Raw genomic sequence first — 22,166 nt, forward strand, 5'->3', positions numbered from 1 at the left:
GAGATTTCCCGCTCCAGCGAATCTCAGGGAGATCTCCGGGACAGCTCAGTTCTGCGGAACCCGCAGGACCAGGGCATCTCCCTGACCCCCGCCGCCGCACAGCGCTGCCGCACCGGTGCCGCCGCCCCGGCGCTTCAGCTCCAGCGCCAGGTGCAGGGCCAGCCGGGCCCCGGACATGCCGATCGGGTGGCCCAGGGCGATCGCGCCGCCGTTGACGTTCACGCGGTCTTCCCCGATTCCCAGCGCCCGCGCCGAGACGATGCTGACCGCGGCGAACGCCTCGTTGATCTCCACCAGGTCGAGCTTGCCGGCGTCGACGCCCTCCTTGGCGCACGCGGCCTTGATGGCGTTGGACGGCTGCTCGTGCAAGCTGGCGTCCGGGCCGGCCACGACGCCGTGCGCCCCGATCTCGGCGATCCACGGCAGACCCAGCTGCTCGGCCTTGGCCTTGCTCATGACCACGACAGCGGCGGCCCCGTCGGAGATCTGGGAGGCCGAACCAGCGGTGATCGTGCCGTCGGCGGCGAAAGCCGGGCGCAGCTTGGCGAGCTTCTCCACCGTGGTGTCCGGCCGGATGCCCTCGTCGGCGTCCACGACGAGCGGGTCGCCCTTGCGCTGCGGCACCTCCACCGGGGTGATCTCCTCGGCGAACAGGCCCTTCTCCGCGGCCGCCGCGGCCCGCTGGTGGGAGCGGGCGGAGAACTCGTCCTGCTCCTCCCGGGTCAAGCCGTAGCGCGAGTTGTACTTCTCGGTGGACGCACCCATGGCCATCTGGTCGAAGGCGCAGAACAGGCCGTCGTGGGCCATGTGGTCGAGCATCGTCACATCGCCGTACTTGTGGCCCTCGCGGGAACCGGTCAGCAGGTGGGGAGCCTGGGTCATCGACTCCTGCCCGCCGGCCACCACGATGTCGAACTCACCGGCCCGGATGAGCTGGTCGGCGAGCGCGATGGCGTCCAGCCCGGACAAGCAGACCTTGTTGATCGTCAAGGCGGGCACGTCCATCGGGATGCCGGCGGCGACCGCGGCCTGCCGGGCCGGGATCTGCCCAGCACCAGCGGTCAACACCTGCCCCATGATGGTGTACTGCACCTGGTCCGGCTGCACCCCGGCCTTTTCCAAGGCGGCCTTGATCGCCAAGCCGCCGAGCTGCGCGCCGGAGAAGTCCTTCAGCGAGCCGAGCAGCCGCCCCATCGGCGTACGTGCTCCCGCCACGATCACAGAGGTGCCCACAACTGCCTCCCGGTTCGTCCACGTGCCGCGTCGGTGAGTCGCAGCACCATCATGAGCCAGCGAATGCGAACGGCACCATACCCAGACTGACACTCAGTGCCACATATGATGCGGAACACATCCTAGTGCCGCGCCCCCGCCACGCACCAGCAACCACCAGCGGTGATCACGCCCCCCGTGGCCGAGCAAGGGAACTTCTCCGGCTACCCCGAAAGAAAAGTTCCCTCGCTGCCGACCTCACCGCACCGGGCGCACCGCTTCCAGCACCACCCCGCTCCGCGGCCTGGTGGGCACCCGGTTCAACGGGATGCCCAGGTCCTGCGGCGGCAGTTCGCAATCCAACCGGGCCAACCGGACCGCCAGGGCGGCCAGCAGCGCGGTGGTGACGTCCTCGCCCGGGCACCGGTGGCCGGAGCGCGGATCAGCCCCTCCCTGCGCCACCAGCTCGTCGCGCCCCGGGGGCGCGGCGGCGAACCGGTCGGGGTCGAACCGGTACGGCTGCTCCCACAGGGTTTCGTCGTGGTTCTGCCCGTACAGGTCCAGCAGCACCAGAGCCCCCGGCGGTATCGGTTCCCCGCGCCACGTGAGCTCGCCGGCCGCCAACCCGCCGACGAACGGGGCGAACGGGTAGAAGCGGCGCACCTCGTGCGCGAACGCGATGGCGTGCTCCGCGGACGCGTCGCGCAGCCGCTCCCGGTGCACCGGCCAGCGGTGCAGGGCGTGCGCGGTGAAGGCCACGAACCAACTGACCGCCGCGGTCGGCCGAACGACGTTGAGCAGCTCCACCGCAGCCGTCCGCGGCGAGAGCACCTGCCCGGTGTAGTCCCGACAGGTCGCCACGGCCTCCACCGCAGAACCAGCCGGTGCCCGCACCGCCCCGGACCGGACTTCCTCCACCAGCTGCGCCAGCCACTTCTCCCGACGAGCGCGCGCCAGCCGGGCGCGCCAATGCCGCGGGCCGAGCGTGGCGAACCCGTCCACCATGGAAACCAGGTCCGCGGCCAAGCCCGCGACATCACCGTCGGCGACGGGAACCCCGGCCCACCGGCACACCCCGCGGGTGAGCACCCGGCTGGCCTCGGTGAACAGCACCACCCGCCGGCGCCGGGACCACTCCTCGACCGCCAGCTCCCACTCCCGCACCACGCTCGCGGTCAGCGAATTGACCGCGGCCGGCGCGGCGAGCAGCGCTTTGCGGATCCGGTGCGCCTCCCCGTCGAGGGTGTGCACCGCCTGCCGGCCGAACAGGGTGCTGACCACGGGCTCGGGAAGAGCGCCCCGCCGGTGCACGTGGTTGTCGTCGTAGAAGAACCGGACCGCGTCCGGCCCGCGCAGGCCGACCGCGGGGCGGCCGAGGACCCTGGCCCGCACCACCGGGGCCGAGGTCTCCCGCCACCGCCCCGGCAGCCACGTGTAGCCGTCGAGCAGCATGGGCAGGGTGCTGTCGAGCACGGGAGTGCGCCACTGGTCCATGCCTTCGGCACTGCCCGGGCGGTGGGGTGGTGAAACACGCGTCCCCACCACCCGAACCGCGCGCTCCCGCTGGTTCCCGCCACCGGGTTAGGCTGCCGGCATGCGCGCAGAAATCGAAGACCTGGTCACCGCGGTCGATCACGTGGGGATCGCGGTCCCCGAGCTGGACGAGGCGATCAGCTTCCACGAACGGACCTTCGGCCTGGAAGTGACCCACACCGAGGAGAACCACGAGCAGGGCGTGCGGGAAGCGATGCTGCGCGCCCCCGGCGACTCCTCCGGTGCCACCCAGATCCAGCTGCTGGCCCCGCTGCGCCCGGACTCGGCCATCGGCAAGTTCCTGGACCGCAGCGGCCCGGGACTGCAGCAGCTGGCCTTCCGGGTGACCGATGTGGAAGCGGCCGCGGACAGGTTGCGCGCCAAGGGGCTTCGCCTGCTCTACGACCAGCCTCGGCGCGGCACCGCCAACAGCCGGATCAACTTCGTGCACCCCAAGGACGCCGGCGGGGTGCTGGTCGAGCTCGTCGAACCAGCCGCGGAACCCCACGAGTGACGGCTACCGGGGCAGCAGTTTGATCCGGCGCTGCGCGACCCGCTCCACCGCGGCACGGCTGTAGGCGAGGGGGAAGTACTCGCCGTCCCGCCACATCGCCGCCAGGTCCCGGTAGTGCGGGTCGCTCGGATCACCGGACTGGCCCGGGGTGTTCACCGCCAACGACTCGTCCCAGTTGCCCACGTCGAGGACCATCCGGAACGACGGGCCGGCGAAGTGCCGGAAATCCCCCGGCCAGTAAGCGGACTGGTTCACCGTGTCCACCGATCCGCCGCGCGGGAACGGTCCGGTGTCCAGTCGCTGCCGCTCGCTGTCGTCCACCAGCGGGGACAGCGGGTGGGTGAAGGAGGTGTGCAGCAGGTCGCCCCACTTCCACTGCTGCTCGTCCGGCCCGAGCAGCCGCTCGACCTCGGCGCGGGCGGTGGCCAGGGTGTCCAGCAGCAGCTGGTCGCGGGCCGCCGCGTCCGGCAACCACCGGCCGGGGTTCTCCAGCTCGGCCAGCATGACCGCGGTGTCGGGGGCGTCGATCAGCGGTGCCGCCTCGGGCACCGCGCGCCGCACGAACTCGCCGGCCAGGTGCCGGGTCAACCACACTTCGAAGAGCGCAGCGGCCGCCGAGTCCGGGCGCAGCACGTGGTCCCACTCCCGCAGCAGCCGCAGCGCCCGCGCCACAACCGGATCCTCGCTGTCCAAAGAGGACAGCAGGGTGGTCAGTCGGCGAGCCGGGATCGACAACTGGTCGTTCTGCAGCGCCACCGAATCGGCCAGCGCGTGCCGGGACTGCTCGGAGAGCACCTCGACGATGCGCTGGTGCCGGAACGGGTTCGTCCACTCGTAACCCAACCCGCGGTCCCAGTACTCCTGCGGCAAGTTGAACTGGTTGGCGGTGGCGATGAAACCACTGTCGGGATTGAGCACTCGAGGCAGATCGTCCCCCGAGTGGAAACCCTCCCACTCGTAGCGCCCGTCCCCCGGAACCGGCAGCAAACCGTCGTACCCGCGGCGACGAGGCGCCAACCCGCCGGGCACCCAACCGATGTTCCCCGCGGTGTCGGCGTAGACCTGGTTCTCGGTGGGGGCGCCCCAATCCCGCATGGCCGCCGTGAACTCGTCGAAATCACGAGCCCACAGGTAGCGCACGCTGCCGAAGTACGGGGCCATGCCGGGCTCCAACCACGCCGTCCGCACCGCGTAGGCCAGGTGGCGCTCCTCGTCGACGTGGATCACCGGGCCGTGCCGGGTGAACTGCAACTCGACGGTGCGGGCGGGTTCACCGCGCACCGCGATCTCGGTGCGCTCCACCCGCACCTCCTCCCAACCGTCCGCGTAGCGGTACCGGGTGTGGTCCTGCTCGTCCAGCTGGTAGACGTAGAGGTCCTCCTGGTCCAACGGGAAGATCGTCAACCCGAACGCGATCGTGCCGTTGTGCCCGATGGAGATGCCCGGCAGCACCGGCTCCCCAGCACCGATGACGTCCAACCCCGGGCAGCACAGGTGCACCAGGTAGCGCAAGGACGGCACCGGATACCCGCGGTGCGGATCGTTGGCCAGCACCGGCCTCCCGGTGGCGGTGCGCGCCCCGCTGACCACCCAGTTGTTGCTGCCCGCCGCGGTCGGCGGCGGGGCCGGCCGCACAGCACCGCCGCGGAATTCCACTTCCCGGGTGGCCAGTTCGAACACCCGCAGCACGTCGTCCGGCAGAACGCCCGAGTCGAAACCGTCGGGAACGGTGACCCGGTGCTCGGGCTGGAGCCCCTGGCGGATCTCGTCCGCCTCGACACCGGCCGCGCGAGCCACCCGCGCCCGCTGCACCTCGCTGAGCAGGTTGCGGGTCAACCCGTGACTGCGGATGCGCACCACGTCCTCGGGCTGCCAGCGGGCCGGCTGGTAGCCCAGCAGCCGGAACTCCTCCGGCAACTCGTCCGGGTGATCGTCCAACCAGTCGAGGTAGGCGTTGATGCCGGCGGCGAAGCGCTCAGCGATCCGCTGCGCGTCCGGGCCGTAGCTGGCCCACTCCGCGGCCATGTCCCCCCGGTAGAGGAACAACCGGCAAGCGCGGTCCTGCTCGACGTAGTCCGGCCCGAGCACCTCGGCCAACAACCCCAGGCCGCGCCTCCGCCACAGGTCCAGTTGGAAGAGCCGGTCGCGGGCGGCGTTGAAGCCCTGGGCGAGGAAGAGGTCCTCCTCGTTCGCGGCGTAGATGTGCGGGACGCCGTAGCGGTCCACGATCAATTCGACTTCCGCGGACAGGCCGGTCACGTGGTAGTTCATCGAGCCTCCCGCCGGTGCTCGCCCAGCCGCGCGCCGGGCCTCTCGAGATCGACCTGATCGATGTCTACGCCGCCCGCACTTCGACCACAAGTTCTGGACTGGAATATCCACCGGCTGGCCCGCCAGCACCCCCGATCGCAGGCCCCACGGCCCCCGCGTCCGCCACTACCCGTTCCGAGGCGATCGCCCACCTCGTCCGGCCGGTGGTCGAGCCCACCTCCGGAGTAACAATCGGCACAAGAGGCGAATTTTTTCCCAGCGCACCCCGTTCAACTCCCACAACATGTTCTTTCACCAGGTAACTTGGACCGCATGGGGCTTGCCGACGACCGTGATCTGCTACCACTCGGCTCAGGCTTCGACCTGGCGCGCAAGAACGGCTACGACCGCGCCCAGGTCGACGAGCACTTGGAGCGGCTCGACGCCGAAATCCGTTTACTCACCGCGGACCGGGACGCGGCGGTATCCCAGGCCAACGACCTGTCCAAACAGCTGGAAGCAGCCCGTTCCGAGATCGAGAGCCTGCGCGGCCAGGTCGAGCGGCTCGCCAAGCCGCCGACGACCATGGAAGGCCTCAGCGAACGCCTCCAACGCATGCTGCGGCTAGCCCAAGACGAAGCCAACGACATCCGCGCCCGCGCGGAAGAGGACGCCGCCCAAACCCGGGCCCGCGCCGAACAAGAGGCGAACCAGCTCCGCGTCCGCTACGAGCGGCTGATCTCCGAAGTAGACAGCCGCCGCAGTGAGATGGAAACCGAACACCGCTCACTGATGGAGAAGGCCAAAGCGGAAGCCGAGCGGATCACCCGGGAAGCCGAGGAGAACGCGCGGCGGGCCGAGCAGGAGTCCCAAGCCCGGCGGCAACAGGTCGAAGAGGACTTCGAAATCGCCATGGCGGCCCGCCGCAGCGAAGCCATGCGCGCGCTCGCCGAACAAGAAGCGGCCAGCAAGGCCGAGGCACAGCGGCGCCTCGAAGAAGCCAGCCGTCGGCTGCAAGAAGGCACCGAGGAAGCCCACCGGCGCGTCCGCGAAGCCACCGACAAGGCCAACCAGCTGGTCAACGAGGCGACCGCCAAGGCCGAACAGCTCACCCGCGAGTCCACCGAGGCAGCCCGCCAACGCGAGGAAGCCAGCAAGGCCGAGGCGGAGCGGCGCATCAAGGAAGCCACCGACAAGGCCGACCAACTGGTCCGGGAAGCCACCGAAGAGGCCACCCGACTGATAGACGAGGCAACCAAGGAAGGTGAACGCCTGGTCGCCGCCGCCCGCCAAGACGCCCAGAAGCGCTTGAAGGCCACCACCGAAGAGGTGCAGCGCCGCCTGGCCAAGGCCGACAAGCAGGTCCACTCGCTCACCGAGCTGCGGGACGCGGTGGCCAGCAAACTCCGGGACGCCGCGGAAATGCTCGGGCAAACCGCTCCCCTCCTCGAACGCCTGGAACAAGAACAGGCGGAGGAGGAGAAACTGCGGCAGGCCGCCGAAGAAGCCCGGGAACAGGCCCGCAAGGACGCCGAAATCGCCATCGCCCAGGACGAGCGGGCCGGCCACCAGGTCGGGCCGGAAACCACTCCTCAGGACGAGCAATCGGGCGCGGACGAGCCGACCGAGAAGATCCGCAAGGACAAGGTCCGCTCGACCAACAAGCACAACCCGCCGACCCGGCGCATCGAAATGCCGGCCGACCCGGGCCAGCAGGGCCCGAACGGCACCCGGACCGACATCAGCAAGTAGCCGACCGGGCAGGGGCAGCGCCCCTGCCCGGTTTCAGCTGAACTGCTGCAGCCACGGGCGGATCGCAGCGACGAACGCTTCCGGATCCTCCAACGGCGGCAAGTGCCCCACCCGAGGAACTGAGACCTGCTCGCCTTCCTCGAGCAGCTCGGCCAACTGCCGGGCGGCCTGCGGCGGCGTCAACGGATCCTCCTCACCGGCCACCACCAGCGCCGGACCGGAGAACGAGCGCAGCGTTCCCGTGGAATCCGGGCGGCCCGCCATCGCCCGCTGCGCCCAAGCGATTCCCTCCGGCGACTGCGCGTTGACCAGCTCCCGCATCCGGTCGACCGCCTCCGGCCGTTGCTGGAGCGTCGTCCGGCCGAGCACGCTCTGCGGATTCGTCTCGGCCAGCCAGGAGACACCTTCCCGCTCCACCCGCTCCGCGACCGAAAGCCGGTTGGCCCGCTGCTGTTCGTCGTCAGCCACCGCCTTGGTGTCCACCAGCAGCAGCCCGGCCACCCGCTCGGGAGCCCGCCGGAGCACCCCCATCGCCACGTAGCCGCCCATCGAGCAGCCACCGAGCACAACCCGGGAGAGCTCCAGCCGATCCAGCAGCGCCACCACATCGGCCGCCACCAGGTCCAGGTCCGGCGGCACGTTCGCCTCGGCCGACTCCGGATCGGCCAAGCTCCAAGCCGGCGAACCGTCCAGCGGGCTTTCCCCCATGCCGCGCTGGTCCGGGGTGATCAACCGGACCTGCTCCTCCAAGTGACCGCGCACCCCGTCCCACATGCGCGCGTCCACCGGGAAAGCGTGCAACAGCACAAGCGGTGTTCCAACTCCGGATTCGATGTAGTGCACGTCCCCATCGTGCCGGAGCCAACGGCTCAACGCGGGAACGGCACGCAGACAACCGACAAAGGAACTTCTCCGCCACCCCCGGCAGAAAGGTTCCCTTGCTGCCGCACCCGGGCCGTCCCAGCGCTTTCCCGCCACTTTGGACGCGTCCCGGTGGTGCTGCGGTCCTGGCCCGACCCCGGGAACCAGCGCCCGCTTCGGCGCCCCCGCGCAGCACCCCGCCACGCGCCGGCACGACGGCTAGGAAGAAACGATGGTGACCTGCCGGGTCTCGTAAGGACCGTCCCAGGTGCGCGGCAGCGGAGTCCCCACCTCCGGGGCCACCGCCTCCACGATCGCGTCCAACGCGGCCTCGGCCTTGCCCACCCACAGGTGCTTGGTGTCCGGGAAGGCGATCACCTCGGCCTGCGGGATCGCGGCGAACCTGCGGCGCGCCTCCGGCGGCTGCAGGAAGTCATCGTGCTCGGGGATCAGCGCGCGCACCGGCTTGCCGGACTCAGCCCAAGCCCGCAGGTCCTCCTCGGTGCTCCAGCGCAGCGGCGGGGAGATCAGCACCGCGCCCTCCACCAGCGGGTCCAACCCGTGCACCAAGGTCAAATCGGTGCCGAACGACCAGCCCACCAACCACACCCGGGGCAGCTCGTTGAACTCGGCGTACTCCAGGGCCGCGGCGACGTCGAACCGCTCCGAGTTCCCGCCGTCGAACGAGCCCTCGCTGCGGCCGGCCTCGCTCGCCGTGCCCCGGGTGTTGAAGCGCAACACCGCGAGATCCGCCAACGCGGGCAGCCGGAAAGCCGCTTTGCGGAAGATGTGCGAATCCATCATGCCGCCGTGCGTGGGCAGCGGATGCAGGCAGATGATCGTCGCCCGAGGCGGGCGGGACTCCGGCAGCGCCAGCTCACCAACCAGCTTCAGCCCGTCAGCGGTGTGCAGGGTGATCGACTCGCGCCGGGCGGGCAGCATCGTATTGGCACGGATCTCGGTGCTCATCACCCCGATCCTGCCACGACCCCCATCCGCCCGGAATGTGGTGTTCACGACCAGCGCCGCGTCGGCCCCCGCCGGTTGCGGGCGTGCCAACAACCGGTGTGCCAGTGCCGGCGCTCACCGACCCCGCCGAACTCCGCGCTGGGCCACGCCACGACATGCGCCGTCCCCGGCCGGATCTCGTGGTCGCACCCCGGGCAGCGGTAGTACTTGGTGGCCTGCGCAGCGGGCACGGTGCGCACCATCCACTCCCCGTTCTCGTCGCGTTCAACGCGGGACATGCCGAACGTGACCCCGGCGGACCGGTGGCTCACGTCGGCACCGAGGCGCTTCGAACGGCGTGGACGATTACGTCTGGGCACGACCACCACGGTAACGGTTAGTAGTCCCGCCGGAACCGGCCGGGCCGCGGCAGCCGCCCCTCAGGGCAGCTTGGGCCAGGCGTGACCAGCCAGTCCCCGCGCGTACTCGCACGCGTCGACCCCGGTCTCCCCGGGCACCGCCACCACCAGCATGGCGACCTCCACCTGGCCGTCCCCGGCGAACGGGATGTGCGCGGTCTCCGCCGAGCACAGCGGCGTCCGCGGATCGCCACCCACGATGCTGAGCACGGTGCGCCGGCCGGCTATCTGCTCCTCCACCGCGGCCCCGTGCATCACCCGCGGCGGCTCGCCCGCGGTGTGCACCAGCTGGACCCGAGACGAACCGGCAGCCATCTCCCCCCACAAGCACTGGTGCCCGGCCGGGGCCGCCTGCGGCTCGGCCTCCTCCAGCCCCGGGACCTGCCGCACCACCGCAAGGTCCAACAACTGGCACGGATCCCGGAAGGCCAGGGACTCGGCCGAGTACTGCCGGTGCCCGACGCGGTGCTGGTCGATCGCGTCGATCACCGCCTCAGCAGCTGACTCGGCGGCACCGCACAACCCGGAGGCCGGATCGCCCTCCAGCAGGTCCACGTTGACCTGCAGTGCGAGACCGTCCTGGAACAAGACCTGCCGGGTGCAGTGCCCGGGCAGCGGAGCGTTCTGCACCAGGCTCAACTCTCCCCGGCGCACCACCGGGCTGCCGTCGTCGGCCTGCGGGGAGTGCTCGACCAGCTGCCCCACCGCCACCTGCACCAGTGAGCCGTTGTCCAGCCGCAGGTGCAGCAGGCAGTAGTCCAAGGAAACGGTTTCGGCCTGCCACGCCCGGCCGAGACCGCTGAGCGCCGCCGGATCGATCAGCGTGCACGGGTCGAGGGTGCGCAGATCACCGAGCAGCGATGCGGCGGAACCGGTTCTCCCCGTGCCAGTCGGCTGGTGGCCCCCAGGGGTGCAGCTGGCCACCAGCAGCACGGCAAGAAGCACCAGGACAGCGCGGAACCGGCTAACCAACACCGGATCACCCTATCCCGCCCACCAGCGCGAAGAGTAGTAAAGGGGACTTTTCTGCCCCATACGGCAGAAAAGTCCCCTTCCTCCAATCAGTCCGTTGTGGACGGTCTACTCGTCGAAGTTGCGTTCGGCCAACTCGAAGATCCGGTCGATGGCCTGCCGCGCGTCCGGGCCGCTGGCGCGGAGCACGATGCGGTCGCCCTTGCGGGCACCGAGCCCCATCACGCCCAGCACGCTCGCGGCATCGGCCTCCTTGTCACCGAGCGCCACGCTGACCTTGGCCTGCAGACCGGTGAGGCTGCGCGCCAGCAGCGCAGCGGGCCGCGCGTGCAAGCCGACCTCGTTGGCGAGGGTGAGCTCCTCGACTATCTGCTGCTTCTCCTCGGTCGAGGCAGCGGCTTCCGGTTCCTTGCCGGCCTCAGCCGCGCGAGCCACATCCGCCAGGGTCTTCCCGCCCTGCGCCGCCACCGCGGCCGCTACCGCGCCCTCGACGAACGGTCCTTCCGCAACGATCGCGCTGTTGGGGTCGCCGAGGGACTCCACCGCCAGCTCGGCGACCATCTTGGCGCTTCCCAAGTCGTAGAGCAGGACGGCCCCGTCACCGGTGTTGGCCTCCGCCAGAGCAGCGGAAACCTTCTCGAAGTCCGTACCAACACCCCCGTCGGCCATTCCGCCAGCGGGCAGCACCCGAACGTCCGGGGCCATTTGGGCGGCCACCTCGCAGACGCCTTCGGCGAGCCGGGCGCTGTGGGAAACGACTACCAGGCCAACAGTCATGAGCGGGACCTCGCTGATTCGGCGAAAGAAGACAACAGCAGAGCGGTGGAGCGCGCCCCCGGGTCGAGGTGCCCGGCGCTGCGCTCCCCCAAATAGGATGCCCGTCCCTTGCGGGCCACCAGCGGCTCGGTCGACTGCGCCCCCTCCTGCGCGGCCTGGGCCGCGGCGGCGAGCACATCGGCCGGGCCAGCACCGGAAGCAGCCGCGGACTTGGCGGCTTCCACAGCTGGGGCGAGCGCGTCCACCATCGTCTTGTCCCCGGTTTCCGCTCGCCCGCGGGCCACCACGCCTTCCAGACCCGCCTGCAGCGCCCCGGCAACAGCCGGACCGTCCAGTTCGCCAGCGCTCCCCACAGCGGTGGCAGCCCGCAAGAACGCGGTCCCGTACAGCGGGCCCGCCGCACCACCAACCGTGGAAATCAGCACCGTGGCGGTCATTTTGAGCACCGATGCCGGGGTTTCATCAGCTGCACCGCCCAGTTTGGACACCACTGCTTGGAAACCGCGGTCCAAGTTCTCGCCGTGGTCGGCGTCGCCGATCGCCCGGTCCAGCTGGTTGAGCTCTTCCCGGTGCGCGGCAACAGCTTCTGCCCCGGCGCGCACCGCGGCGATCACGTCCTGTGTACTGCAAGCCATCGAGTTCTCCTTGTCACCAGCACAGCGCGGGAGTGCGCACCGGCGCATCCCACAGCTCGGTGAGCTCGTCGTCCAGTTTGAGCAGCGTCAAGCTGATGCCCTGCATTTCCAGACTGGTGATGTAGGGACCGACCAGCCTGCGCTGCACTTGAATACCCCGATCAGCCAGCTTGCGTTCGGCGATGCCGTGCGCCAGGTAGAGCTCCAGCAGCGGCGTACCGCCCATCGAGTTGGTGAACAACAGCACCCGGTCACCGGATTCGAACGGCAGGTCCGACAGGATCGGGTCCAGCAACCGCTGCACAATACCGTCGGCGTCGGTCAGCGCGACGCGTTCCCGCCCCGGCTCCCCGTGGATGCCGATGCCGATCTCCATTTCCTGCGGGCCCAGTTCGAAACTGGGTTCCCCGACGTGCGGCACGGTGGGCGCGGTGAGCGCCATGCCCATGGACCGCACCTGCGAAACGACCTTGCGGGCCAACCGCTCGCAGGTGTCCAGGTCGGCGCCGCGCTCGGCGGCCGCACCGACGATCTTCTCGGCGAGCACGGTGCCGCCGACCCCGCGCCGGCCCGCCGTGTGCGTGGAGTCCTGGACCGCGACGTCGTCGTCCACGACCACGCTGCGCACGTCGATGCCATCGGCACCCGCCAGCTCAGCCGCGGTTTCGAAGTTCAGCACATCGCCGGTGTAGTTCTTGACGATCAACAGGGCCCCGGCACCGCCGTTGGTCTCGTTGATGGCGGCCTGCACCGCGTCCGGTGTGGGGGAGGTGAACACCGCTCCGGGCACTGCCGCGCTGAGCATTCCCTGGCCCACGTAGCCGGCGTGCATGGGTTCGTGCCCGGAACCACCGCCGGAGATCACCGCCACCTTGCCCTGGACCGGGGCGTCCGCGCGGACCACCACGTCCGGCTCGGTCTGCACCCGGACGAGATCTGGATGGGCCGCGGCCAGCCCGCGCAATGATTCGACGACCACGTTCGCCGGATCGTTGATGATCTTCTTCACGAGGCCTCCCTGCCCGTTCACCACGTTGCGCTGGCACCGCCATCCTGGCCCATCCGGCCTTCGGCGTGCTTTTCGCGTTCCAGCAGCCACTGACAGCAAGGGAACCTTTCTGCCTCCAACAGCGCAAGAGGGAACCTTCCTGCCGGTGGTGGCCGCTTCACCGCAGCGGTCAGGCCGACGCCGCACCCGGCGGCCGGTGGTCGTGGCGGCCGGCCCGCGACCGCTGCGGTGCCTTCCCGCCGTCCACGCGACGGGGTGACGGGCGGTGAGGCCGGGGTCAGCGGCCGCGCAGCAGCCGCACCATCCGCACCAGGGTGCGCACGGTTCCTCGGGAGCGGGTGAAGGTCATCGGGTTGATCGGCAGCGAGAACCGGGCCCGCGCGATGGCCTGCGGGCGGGCGAATTCGCGCAGTCCTTCGGCCCCGTGGATGCGACCGAACCCGGAGTCGCCGACCCCGCCGAACGGCAACGCCGGCACCGCGGCGAAGGCGATCACCGAGTTGACCGCGACCATGCCGGTGCGCAGCCGGCGGGCCAGTTCCATGCCCCGGGAGCGGGAGAACACGGTGCCGCCCAGCCCGTAGCAGGTGTTGTTGGCGCGGGCGATGGCTTCGTCCACATCAGATACCCGCTGCACCACGATCGTGGGGCCGAACGTTTCTTCGGTGACCGCGGGCGAGTCCTCCGGCACGTCGGTGAGCACCACCGGTTCGACGAACGGCGGGCGCACCGAGTGCCGTCCGCCGACCAGCGCCTTGCCGCCCTGTTCGAGGGCGTCCTCCAGGTGGTTGCGGATGATGTCGACCTGGGAAGCCATGGTGATCGGGCCGAAGGCGGCCTGCGGTTCGCCACCCGGGCGGAGCTTGCCGGCGAGGTCGGTGACCCGCTTCAGGAACTCGTCGGCCACGGAGTCGACCACGTACACCCGTTCCACGCCGATGCAGGTCTGCCCGGCGTTGGCCATCGCACCCCACACGGCGGCTTCGGCGGCGGCGGTCAGGTCGGCGTCGGAGTCGACGACCAGCGCGTCCTTGCCACCGCATTCCAGCAGCACCGGGGTGAGGCTCTCGGCGCAGGTGGCCATCACCCGCTTGGCGGTGGCGGTGGAGCCGGTGAAGGCGACCTTGTCCACCCCGGCCTTGCACAGCGCGGCACCGGTCTCCCCGAACCCCGTGACGACCTTGAAGACCGGGTGCTCAGGCACGGCTTCGGCGAAGGAGGAGGCGAGCCACTCGCCCACTCCGGGGGTGAGTTCGCTGGGTTTGAACACCACGGCGTTGCCGGCGGCCAGTGCGTAGGCGATCGAGCCCATCGGGGTGAACGCCGGGTAGTTCCAGGGGCCGATGACACCGACGACGCCGAGCGGCACGTACTCGACGCTGGACTGGTGGTTGGCCATCAGCAGCCCGGAGGGGACCTTGCGCCGGCGCAGCACCTTCTCGGCGTTGGCCGCCGCCCAGTGCAGGTGGTCCACCACGAGCACCAGCTCCAGGCGGGCGTCGTCTAAGGGCTTCCCGGTCTCCGCGCAGATCAACGTGGCCAGCTCGTCGAGACGCCGCACCAGCAGTTTGCGCCACGCGTCGAGCCGGCGTTTGCGCCCGGTGAAGCCGAGGTCCGCCCAACTGGCCTGGGCTTGCCGGGCCTCGCGCACCGCGGCTTCGACCGCTGCGGCGTCGTGGATCAGGTGCCGCCCTACGACCTCACCGGTCCGGGGGTCGATCGATTCGAAGGTTTCGATCTCAGCTGCGGCCTCGGTGGCACTTTCGACGCTGCCATTGGCGGTCTGGGTCATGGCCGGCCTCCCCATATTTACATTGGTCGTTGTTATCGCGCAGCCTACGAGATCTTGCGGGTCGCTGGCACGGTTTACCGATCCACATCGGCGGGCCGCGGCACCGGGCCCGCCGCCCCTCGCCCCGGTCGGCCCGGTGCGCTGGGGCCCCGCCGCTGCGGGGTGGCGCAAGACCACCTGCGGTGTCGAGCGGTCGAGTGGAAGGACATCCGCGCGTGAAAAAGCGCCCCCACCGCTGGGGCGGGGGCGCCGGTCAGGTCATTGGTCGGAGGATTGGGGCGATTCCGGCACGATGATCGGTCGCAGTCTCGCCCACAGGAAGAACAGGGCGGACACGACGACCATCCCGATCCCGGACCACAGGTTGATGTTGACGCCGGCGGCTTTCTCGATCGCCTCCGCCGACTGCACCAGACCGGTGGCCAGCAGCACCACGCCGTAGACCAGGAACAGCATCCCGATAACCGTGCGAACGTCGAAAGCACCAGCGGTGCGCGCCCGGCGATTCTCAGTCATGGTGTCTCCTCAATCAGCCGAAGACGATGTTGAGCACGATCGTGATCACCAGTGCGATCCCGGCCAACAGGCCCGGGCGGCGGTACCAACCGGCGTCCTCACCGCTGGTGGAGGCGCGCAGGTTCTCCCGCGGGGTGAGCGAGTAGACCAGGCCGACCAGTTCGCTTTCGGGTTTCGGCCGGGTGGCCATGCTGACCACCACGCTCACCAGGACGTCGACCACGAACGCGGCGCCGGCGCCGAGGAAGCTGGCCCCCTGGCCGGGCAGGTCCAGCACGCCCGCCTCGTTGAGGCTGAACACGGTCACCGCGGCCACCGTGCCCAGCACCAGGCCGGACCAACCGGCCGCGGGCGTCATGCGCTTCCAGAACATACCGAGGATGAACGTGGCGAACAGCGGCGCGTTGAAGAACGAGAACAGCTGCTGCAGGTAGTCCATCAGGTTCTCGTAGCCGGCGGCGATGAACGCGGTGCCGACTGCGGCGGCGGTGGCACCGACCGTGACCCACCGACCCATCCGCAGGTAGTAGTCGTCCGGGCGGTTGCGGACGATGTAGCTCTGCCAGATGTCGTAGGTGAACACGGTGTTGAACGAGCTCAGGTTCGCCGCCATGCCGGCCATGAAGGAGGCCAGCAGACCGGCGAGGGCGACGCCGAGGATGCCGTTGGGCAGCAGGTCCCGCATCATCAGCAGGATGGCGTCGTTGTAGTCCACGTCGCCTTGCCCGGTGGCTTTGAAGGACGCCAGTTCCGGGATGGTGACCGCCGCGATCATGCCCGGGATGACCACGATGAACGGGACGAACAGCTTCGGGAAGGCGCCGATGATCGGGGTGCGCTGCGCGGCCGACATGGACTTGGAGGCCATCGCCCGCTGCACTTCCACGAAGTTCGTGGTCCAGTAGCCGAACGAGAGCACGAAGCCGAGACCGAACACCAGGCCCAGGACGCTGAGGAAGTTGCTGCTGAACCCGGTCAGCTCGTTGCCCGGCCAGGCGCTGAGCTGTTCAGCGCCGCCCGGGCTGGCGGTGACCTTGTCGACCAGGCCGCCGATGCCGCCGACCTTGATCAGCCCGAGCACGGTGAGCGGCAGGAACGCGGCGACGATGACGAAGAACTGCAGCACCTCGTTGTAGATCGCCGCGGACAGGCCGCCGAGCGCGGTGTAGGAGAGCACGATCGCCGCGGCCAGCAGCACCGACACCCACAGCGGCCAGCCGAGCAGCGCGTTGACGATGCTGGCCAGCAGGTACAGGTTGATTCCGGCGATGAGGATCTGCGCGACGGCGAAGCTGATGCCGTTCACCAGGTGGGCTGCCCTGCCGAAGCGGCGCAGCATGAATTCGGGGACGCTGCGCACTTTGGAGCCGTAGTAGAACGGCATCATCACGACGCCGAGGAACAGCATCGCGGGGACTGCGCCGATCCAGAAGTAGTGCATGGTCGGCATGCCGTACTGGGCTCCGTTCGCCGACATGCCGATGATTTCGATGGCACCGAGGTTGGCGGCGATGAACGCCAGGCCCGTCACCCAAGCCGGTAGGGCTCGTCCGGAGAGGAAGAAATCCAGACTGGTGGAGACCGAGCGCCGCGCCAGGTAACCGATGCCGAGCACGAATGCGAAGTAGACGGCCAGCAGCGCGTAGTCCACTGCGTTGGCGTCAAGAAGCTGTCCCTGGGCTAGCCGCACTGCTACCCCACCTCCAGAACCAACAACTTCAAACGGAAATCACCACCGATGTGGCGCAATCGGACAGTACCGCACAGGGTGAACGGGGCACGAGGACCGATACCAATTCGTTGAGGTCCAACACTAAGACGACAAAACCGACTTCGCCGGGCAGCGGGAACGGGCCGCGTCCACCACGGACCGGCACCGCTCGACCACTGCCCGCAACCCCGTCACCGAGCCCGGGGACGGCACAGCAGCACCCCGCGCGTCACCCGGCCGCAGCGCCACCGGAGAGCTGCTCGACGATCCGCGCGACGGCCCGCTTGGCGGCCCGCCCAGCACCGATCAGCGTCGCCGAAGCCCACCCCGTCCAATCGCCGTAGCCCAACAGGTGCAGCCGGGGCTCCCGCACGCTGCGGGTGCCGTCGACCTCGACCCTGTCCCCCAACCCCAGCGGCGCCAGGTGCTGCAGCGCGGGCCGGAACCCGGTGCACCAGATGATCACGTCGCAGTCGAGCTCCGGAGCACCAGCCCACGCCACCCCGCGCTCGGTGAGCCGGTCGAACATGGGGCGCGCCCGCAGCACGCCGCGCTCCCGGGCCTCCCGCACGGCGTCGACCACCACGATGTCGCCCAACTGCCGCGGGCCACCGGTGTCCGGCAACCCCGCCCGCCGAGCCGCCTCCCGCCGCGTCGCCACGTCGAACAGCACCCGACCGTCCACGCCGTCGGGCATGAACCGGGGCGGACGCCGCGTCACCCACGTCGTCTCGGCCACGGTGGACACTTCGGCCAAGATCTGGGCCGCCGAATTGCCCCCACCGACGACCACCACGCGCTCGCCCGCGAACTCCTCCGGCCCCCGGTAGTCGGCGGTGTGCAGTTGCCGACCGCCGAACACCCCCGGCACCACCGGCACGTGCGGGGCGCTCCACGTCCCGGTCGCGCTGATGACCACGCGCGCCGACCAGCTCCGCTCACCGGCGCTGACCAGCAGGTGCGGCCCCGCGTCGTGCACGCCGTCGACCCGCACCGGGCGCCGCACCGGCAGCCGGTAGCGGCGCTCGTAGCGGGTCAGGTAGTCCACCACGTGCCCCGTGTCGGGGAACTCCCGCCCCGGCTGCCGCGGCATCCACCACCCCGGCAGGGGGCTGTGCTCGGCCGGGGAGAACAACTGCAGCGACGGCCAGTAGTGCTGCCACGCCCCGCCCGGCGCGTCCTGGTCGTCCAGGATCACGAAGTCCAGTCCGCTGCGGCGCAGGAAGTACCCGGCGGCCAACCCGGCCTGCCCACCGCCGACGACCACCACGTCGTGCACCCCCGGCACGCGCACCTCCCCAGCGCAGCAGCGGCGGTCAGAACAACCGGTACTCGTCCGGCTCGATCCCCCGCAGCGCGTCGTAGTCCAACACCACGCAGCGAATGCCCCGGTCCTCGGCCAGCGTCCGCGCCTGCGGCTTGATCTGCTGCGCGGCGAACACCCCGCTGACCGGCGCCAGCAGCGGATCCCGGTTCAGCAGCTCCAGGTACCTGGTCAACTGCTCCACCCCGTCGATCTCACCGCGGCGCTTGACCTCCACCGCAACGCTGCGCCCCTCGGCGTCCCGGCACAGCAGGTCCACCGGGCCGATCGCGGTCGGGTACTCCCGCCGCACCAGCGACCAGCCCTCCCCGAGGGTGGTGACGTGCTCGGCGAGCAGCTCCTGCAGGTGCGCTTCGACACCGTCCTTGACCAGACCGGGCTCCGGGCCCAGCTCGTGCTTGGAGTCGTGCAGAACCTCCTCGATGGTGATCACCAGTTTTTCACCGGCCTTGTTCTGCACCGTCCACACCCCGGTGTCCTCGATGAGCCAGCACGGGGGGCTCATCCAGTTCAGCGGCTTGTAAGCGCGGTCGTCGGAGTGCACCGACACCGAACCGTCCGCTTTGATCAGCAACAGCCGCTGCGCCATCGGCAGGTGCGCAGTCAGCCGTCCTACGTAGTCCACCTGGCAGCGGGCAATGACGAGTCGCACCCGCCACAGGGTACGGATGCCGATCGACGCGCCGCACCCGCCCCGCCCGGCCGCACGCCCAGGGGCCAGAAGGAACATTCCACAGGCTGAGATACGGTTACCGGCCGTGACGTATGCCCGCAGCCTGATGCGCACCAAACCGGTCGAGCAGATCACCCAGGACGGTTCGAACACCGCGCTCCGCCGCGCCCTGGGCCTGTGGCCGCTGGTGGCGCTCTCCATCGGCGCCACCCTGGGAACCGGAATCTTCGTGGTACTGGCAGACGCGGCCCCGGTGGCCGGCCCGGCAGTGGTGATCTCCTTCGTCATCGCCGGGGTCGCCGCCCTGTGCTCCGCGCTGTCCTACGCCGAACTGGCCGGCAGCGTGCCGGTGTCCGGCTCGGCCTACTCCTACACCTACGCCACCCTCGGCGAGCTCATCGCCTGGGTGTGCGGGTGGTGCCTGCTGCTGGAGTACGGCGTCTCGGTGGCCGCGGTGGCCGTCGGCTGGGGCGCCTACCTCAACGAGTTCTTCCGCGGCACCATCGGGGTGACCATCCCCGACGCGCTGGCCGCCCCGCCCGGGGAAGGCGGGATCGTCAACATCCCGGCCGCCCTGGTGGTGCTGCTGGCCACCGCGGTGCTGCTGATGGGCGTGCGGGAGAGCGCCCGGGCCACCGTGATCACCACCCTGCTCAAGATCGCGGTGCTGGTGTTCTTCGTGGTCGTGGCGCTCACCGCGTTCCGCTCCGACAACATGGCGCCCTTCGCCCCCAACGGGATCACCGGGATCTCCATCGGCGCCTCCGCGGTGTTCTTCTCGTTCATCGGTTTCGACGCCGCCTCCACCGCCGGGGAAGAAGCCCGCAACCCGCGCCGCGACCTGCCGCGGGCGATCATCCTGTCGTTGGCCATCGTCACCGCCGTGTACGTGCTGGTGGCGTTCGCGGCCACCGGGGCGGTCGGCCCGAAGGTCCTCGGCGACTCGGACGCCTCCCTGACCACCGCGCTGCGCCTGGTCACCAGCTCCGAATGGCCGGCGGTCGTGCTGGCGGCCGGCGCCGTGATCGCGATCGCCTCCGTGGTGCTCACCGTGCTGTACGGGCAAACCCGGATCCTGGTGTCGATGTCCCGCGACGGGCTGATGCCCCGCGTGCTGTCCCAGGTCAACCACCGCGCGGTGCCGGCCCGCAACACCGCCCTGGTCGGCGGCCTGGTGGCCGTGCTGGCCGCGGTGGTGCCGCTCAGCCAGCTCGCCGAAGCCACCAGCATCGGCACCCTGGTCGCGTTCGGCCTGGTCAACATCGGCGTGGTGGTGCTGCGGCGCACCCGCCCCGACCTGCCGCGCAGCTTCCGCACCCCGCTGATGCCCGTGGTCCCGCTGCTCGGGCTGGCCCTGTGCGCCTACCTGGTCGCCGGTTTGGACGAGGTCACCTGGTTGACCTTCGCGATCTGGAGCGCGATCGGCCTGGCGGTGTACTTCGGCTACGGCCGCCGCAACTCCCGGCTCAACCGGACCGCGGACCCGGTCAGCTGAGCCGCAGCCACACGGCCGCGTCGGGCGGCAAGCACCCGCCGCCCAGCGGCTGGCTGGCCAGCACCACCTCCCCGGCCGGCAGCGGCACCGCCACCCGGCCGGTGTTGACCACGACCAGCACCCGGTCCCGGCGGAACGCCACCACGTCCCCGCGGTCGCACTCCTCGGACCACGCGAAACCGGCACCGGTGAACTCCCGGCGCAGCCGCAGCGCCGCCCGGTACAGCCGCAGGGTCGAGCCCGGGTCGTCGCGCTGCACCGACACCGCGTACCGCCCCCACCCGGGCGGCTGCGGCAGCCAGCCCGCGACCGCGGAGAACCCGCACGAAGGGCCGTGCCGGGCCCACGGCAGCGGCACCCGGCAACCGTCGCGTCCCTTGTCCTTGTGCCCGCGGTGGCGGTGCACCGGATCGGTCAGCACCTGCTCGGCGAGCCCGGTGACCTCCGGCAGCCCCAACTCCTCCCCCTGGTAGAGGTACACCGAGCCGGGCAGGGCCAGTTCCAGCAGCGCGGCCGCGCGGGCCCGGCGGGTCCCGGTGCGCAGGTCGGCTGGCGGCCGCTGCCCGTTCTCGGCCAACCACACCGTGGGGTTCACCTCGGGCGGCAGCCCGAGCAAGGACACCTGCCGCATCGCGTCGTGGCTGCCCAGCATCCAGGTGGGTGCCGCGCCCACCGACCAGGCCGTCCCCACCGTCTCCTCGATCACCCGGCGGTATTCGCCGGCGTGCCAGCGGACCCGCGGGAATTCGAAGTTGAACACCTGCTGCAGCTCGCCCTCCCGCAGGTAGGCGGCCCGCCGGTCCTTCCCCACCCACGTCTCGCCCACCGCCATCAGCGGCGGCGAGAACTCGGCGAACACCCGGTTCCAGTCCCGGTAGATCTCGTGCACCTCCGGGCGGTCCAGGAACGGGTGGTCGGGGTTGGCCGCGAAATCGTCCAGCCCCTCGCACTCGGCGCCCCCGACCACGTCCGGCAGGCGAGGATCCTTGACCAGGGCGGCGGCCGAGTCGATGCGGAACCCGTCCACCCCCCGTCGTCCCCAGAAGCGCAGCACCTCGCGGAACTCCTCCCGCACCTGCGGGTGGTGCCAGTTCAGGTCCGGCTGCTGCGGGGCGAACAGGTGCAGGTACCACTGGCCGTCCGGCACCCGGGTCCAGGCGGGGCCGCCGAACCGGGACTCCCAGTTGTTCGGCGGCAGTCGCCCCCCAGGCCCCCGGCCGTGGCGGAAGATGTAGCGCTGCCGCTGCGGTGACCCCGGTCCGGCCCGCAGCGCCTCGCGGAACCACGGGTGTTCGTCGGAGGTGTGGTTCGGCACGATGTCGACCAGCACCCGCAGGCCCCGCCGGTGCGCGGCGGCCACCAGCCGGTCGAAGTCCTCCAGCGTGCCCAGCCGCGGGTGCACCTGCCGGTGGTCGGTCACGTCGTAGCCGCCGTCGACCCACGGCGACGGGTAGAACGGGCACAGCCACAGCGCGTCCACGCCCAGCCAGCACAGGTGGTCCAGCCGGGACAGCACCCCCGCCAGATCCCCCACCCCGTCGGCGTTGGAGTCGGCGAAGCTGCGCGGATACACCTGGTACACGACCGCGTCGCGCCACCAGCACATCCCGCACCCCCACTGGCACCGGTCCCGGTCCCCATTGTCGACCGCCACCCGCCAGCGCACACGCGGGAACGACCGCAAAGCGGCGGGAACGCCGCCGACCCCGGTGGCCCGCGCAGGACGCGCCGAGCGGTGGGACCGCGCGCGACCCCGACAGCGCGCTCGTGCCC

General features: G+C 70.5%; 19 protein-coding genes. 3 read left to right on the plus strand and 16 right to left on the minus strand.

From position 1 onward, the window contains the following. Positions 1–45: 45 nt before the first annotated feature. The gene (locus tag SREC43747_RS0109095; RefSeq protein WP_029720885.1) at positions 46–1,233 is read right to left on the minus strand and encodes an acetyl-CoA C-acetyltransferase; all 1,188 of its coding nucleotides are present in this window, start codon (positions 1,231–1,233) and stop codon (positions 46–48) included. Between the two features lie 237 nt (positions 1,234–1,470). Continuing rightward, complete coding sequence (locus SREC43747_RS0109100; protein WP_236623101.1) at positions 1,471–2,754, minus strand: cytochrome P450; 1,284 nt, start codon at positions 2,752–2,754, stop codon at positions 1,471–1,473. Positions 2,755–2,806: 52 nt separating this feature from the next. Here SREC43747_RS0109100 and mce point away from each other — a divergent pair, with 52 nt between their 5' ends. Further along, positions 2,807–3,259, plus strand: a complete 453-nt coding sequence (gene mce / locus SREC43747_RS0109105) for a methylmalonyl-CoA epimerase (RefSeq protein ID WP_029720887.1) — start codon at positions 2,807–2,809, stop codon at positions 3,257–3,259. A 3-nt stretch (positions 3,260–3,262) separates the two neighbouring features. Here the strand turns inward: mce and SREC43747_RS0109110 are convergent, their stop codons facing one another. Beyond that, positions 3,263–5,530: a penicillin acylase family protein gene (locus tag SREC43747_RS0109110; RefSeq protein WP_029720889.1), complete on the minus strand. Its 2,268-nt coding sequence runs from the start codon at positions 5,528–5,530 to the stop codon at positions 3,263–3,265. A 312-nt stretch (positions 5,531–5,842) separates the two neighbouring features. Between SREC43747_RS0109110 and SREC43747_RS0109115 the strand changes: the two genes are divergently transcribed. Next, a complete protein-coding gene (locus tag SREC43747_RS0109115) occupies positions 5,843–7,261 on the plus strand; it encodes a coiled-coil domain-containing protein (RefSeq protein ID WP_037331659.1) in 1,419 nt (472 codons plus the stop codon). A gap of 33 nt (positions 7,262–7,294) precedes the next feature. Here the strand turns inward: SREC43747_RS0109115 and SREC43747_RS0109120 are convergent, their stop codons facing one another. The 12 genes from SREC43747_RS0109120 to nucS form a co-directional block, all read right to left on the minus strand. Beyond that, positions 7,295–8,104 carry an alpha/beta fold hydrolase gene (locus SREC43747_RS0109120; RefSeq protein ID WP_029720891.1) on the minus strand — a complete coding sequence of 270 codons (810 nt, stop codon included), beginning with the start codon at positions 8,102–8,104 and terminating at the stop codon, positions 7,295–7,297. Between the two features lie 237 nt (positions 8,105–8,341). Further along, positions 8,342–9,091: an alpha/beta hydrolase gene (locus SREC43747_RS0109125; RefSeq protein WP_029720892.1), complete on the minus strand. Its 750-nt coding sequence runs from the start codon at positions 9,089–9,091 to the stop codon at positions 8,342–8,344. A 44-nt stretch (positions 9,092–9,135) separates the two neighbouring features. Continuing rightward, positions 9,136–9,450, minus strand: a complete 315-nt coding sequence (locus SREC43747_RS0109130; RefSeq protein WP_029720893.1) for an Rv1322 family protein — start codon at positions 9,448–9,450, stop codon at positions 9,136–9,138. A gap of 60 nt (positions 9,451–9,510) precedes the next feature. Continuing rightward, the gene (locus SREC43747_RS0109135; RefSeq protein ID WP_029720894.1) at positions 9,511–10,464 is read right to left on the minus strand and encodes a DUF3558 domain-containing protein; all 954 of its coding nucleotides are present in this window, start codon (positions 10,462–10,464) and stop codon (positions 9,511–9,513) included. Between the two features lie 105 nt (positions 10,465–10,569). Continuing rightward, positions 10,570–11,238 (minus strand): dihydroxyacetone kinase phosphoryl donor subunit DhaM, encoded by a 669-nt coding sequence (gene dhaM, locus SREC43747_RS0109140; RefSeq protein ID WP_029720895.1) that lies wholly within the window; start codon positions 11,236–11,238, stop codon positions 10,570–10,572. Further along, positions 11,235–11,873 carry a dihydroxyacetone kinase subunit DhaL gene (dhaL, locus tag SREC43747_RS0109145; protein ID WP_029720896.1) on the minus strand — a complete coding sequence of 213 codons (639 nt, stop codon included), beginning with the start codon at positions 11,871–11,873 and terminating at the stop codon, positions 11,235–11,237. Before dhaL ends, dhaM begins: the two co-directional genes overlap by 4 nt. A gap of 13 nt (positions 11,874–11,886) precedes the next feature. Further along, on the minus strand, positions 11,887–12,882 hold the full coding sequence (gene dhaK / locus SREC43747_RS0109150; RefSeq protein ID WP_029720897.1) for a dihydroxyacetone kinase subunit DhaK: 996 nt from the start codon (positions 12,880–12,882) through the stop codon (positions 11,887–11,889). Between the two features lie 277 nt (positions 12,883–13,159). Further along, positions 13,160–14,674, minus strand: a complete 1,515-nt coding sequence (locus SREC43747_RS0109155) for an aldehyde dehydrogenase family protein (RefSeq protein WP_029720898.1) — start codon at positions 14,672–14,674, stop codon at positions 13,160–13,162. Positions 14,675–14,932: 258 nt separating this feature from the next. Then, entirely contained in the window at positions 14,933–15,190 is a 258-nt protein-coding gene (locus SREC43747_RS0109160) for a hypothetical protein (RefSeq protein WP_029720899.1), read from the minus strand. 13 nt (positions 15,191–15,203) lie between these two features. Then, complete coding sequence (locus tag SREC43747_RS0109165; protein ID WP_029720901.1) at positions 15,204–16,880, minus strand: sodium:solute symporter family protein; 1,677 nt, start codon at positions 16,878–16,880, stop codon at positions 15,204–15,206. Between the two features lie 250 nt (positions 16,881–17,130). Next, positions 17,131–18,189, minus strand: coding sequence for an ArsO family NAD(P)H-dependent flavin-containing monooxygenase (locus SREC43747_RS0109170; protein ID WP_029720903.1), 1,059 nt, complete (start codon positions 18,187–18,189; stop codon positions 17,131–17,133). A gap of 28 nt (positions 18,190–18,217) precedes the next feature. Next, positions 18,218–18,877: an endonuclease NucS gene (gene nucS / locus SREC43747_RS0109175; RefSeq protein WP_029720904.1), complete on the minus strand. Its 660-nt coding sequence runs from the start codon at positions 18,875–18,877 to the stop codon at positions 18,218–18,220. Between the two features lie 106 nt (positions 18,878–18,983). On the opposite strand from nucS, the gene SREC43747_RS0109180 reads away from it, so the two are divergent. Beyond that, a complete protein-coding gene (locus SREC43747_RS0109180) occupies positions 18,984–20,393 on the plus strand; it encodes an amino acid permease (RefSeq protein ID WP_037331662.1) in 1,410 nt (469 codons plus the stop codon). On the opposite strand, the gene SREC43747_RS0109185 is transcribed toward SREC43747_RS0109180, so the two are convergent. Further along, a complete protein-coding gene (locus SREC43747_RS0109185) occupies positions 20,386–21,999 on the minus strand; it encodes a glycoside hydrolase family 13 protein (protein ID WP_029720906.1) in 1,614 nt (537 codons plus the stop codon). The two genes, SREC43747_RS0109180 and SREC43747_RS0109185, sit on opposite strands and share 8 nt — an antisense overlap. Positions 22,000–22,166 lie beyond the last annotated feature (167 nt).

It is taken from the genome of Saccharopolyspora rectivirgula DSM 43747 (assembly GCF_000497205.1).
Classification (GTDB): domain Bacteria; phylum Actinomycetota; class Actinomycetes; order Mycobacteriales; family Pseudonocardiaceae; genus Saccharopolyspora; species Saccharopolyspora rectivirgula.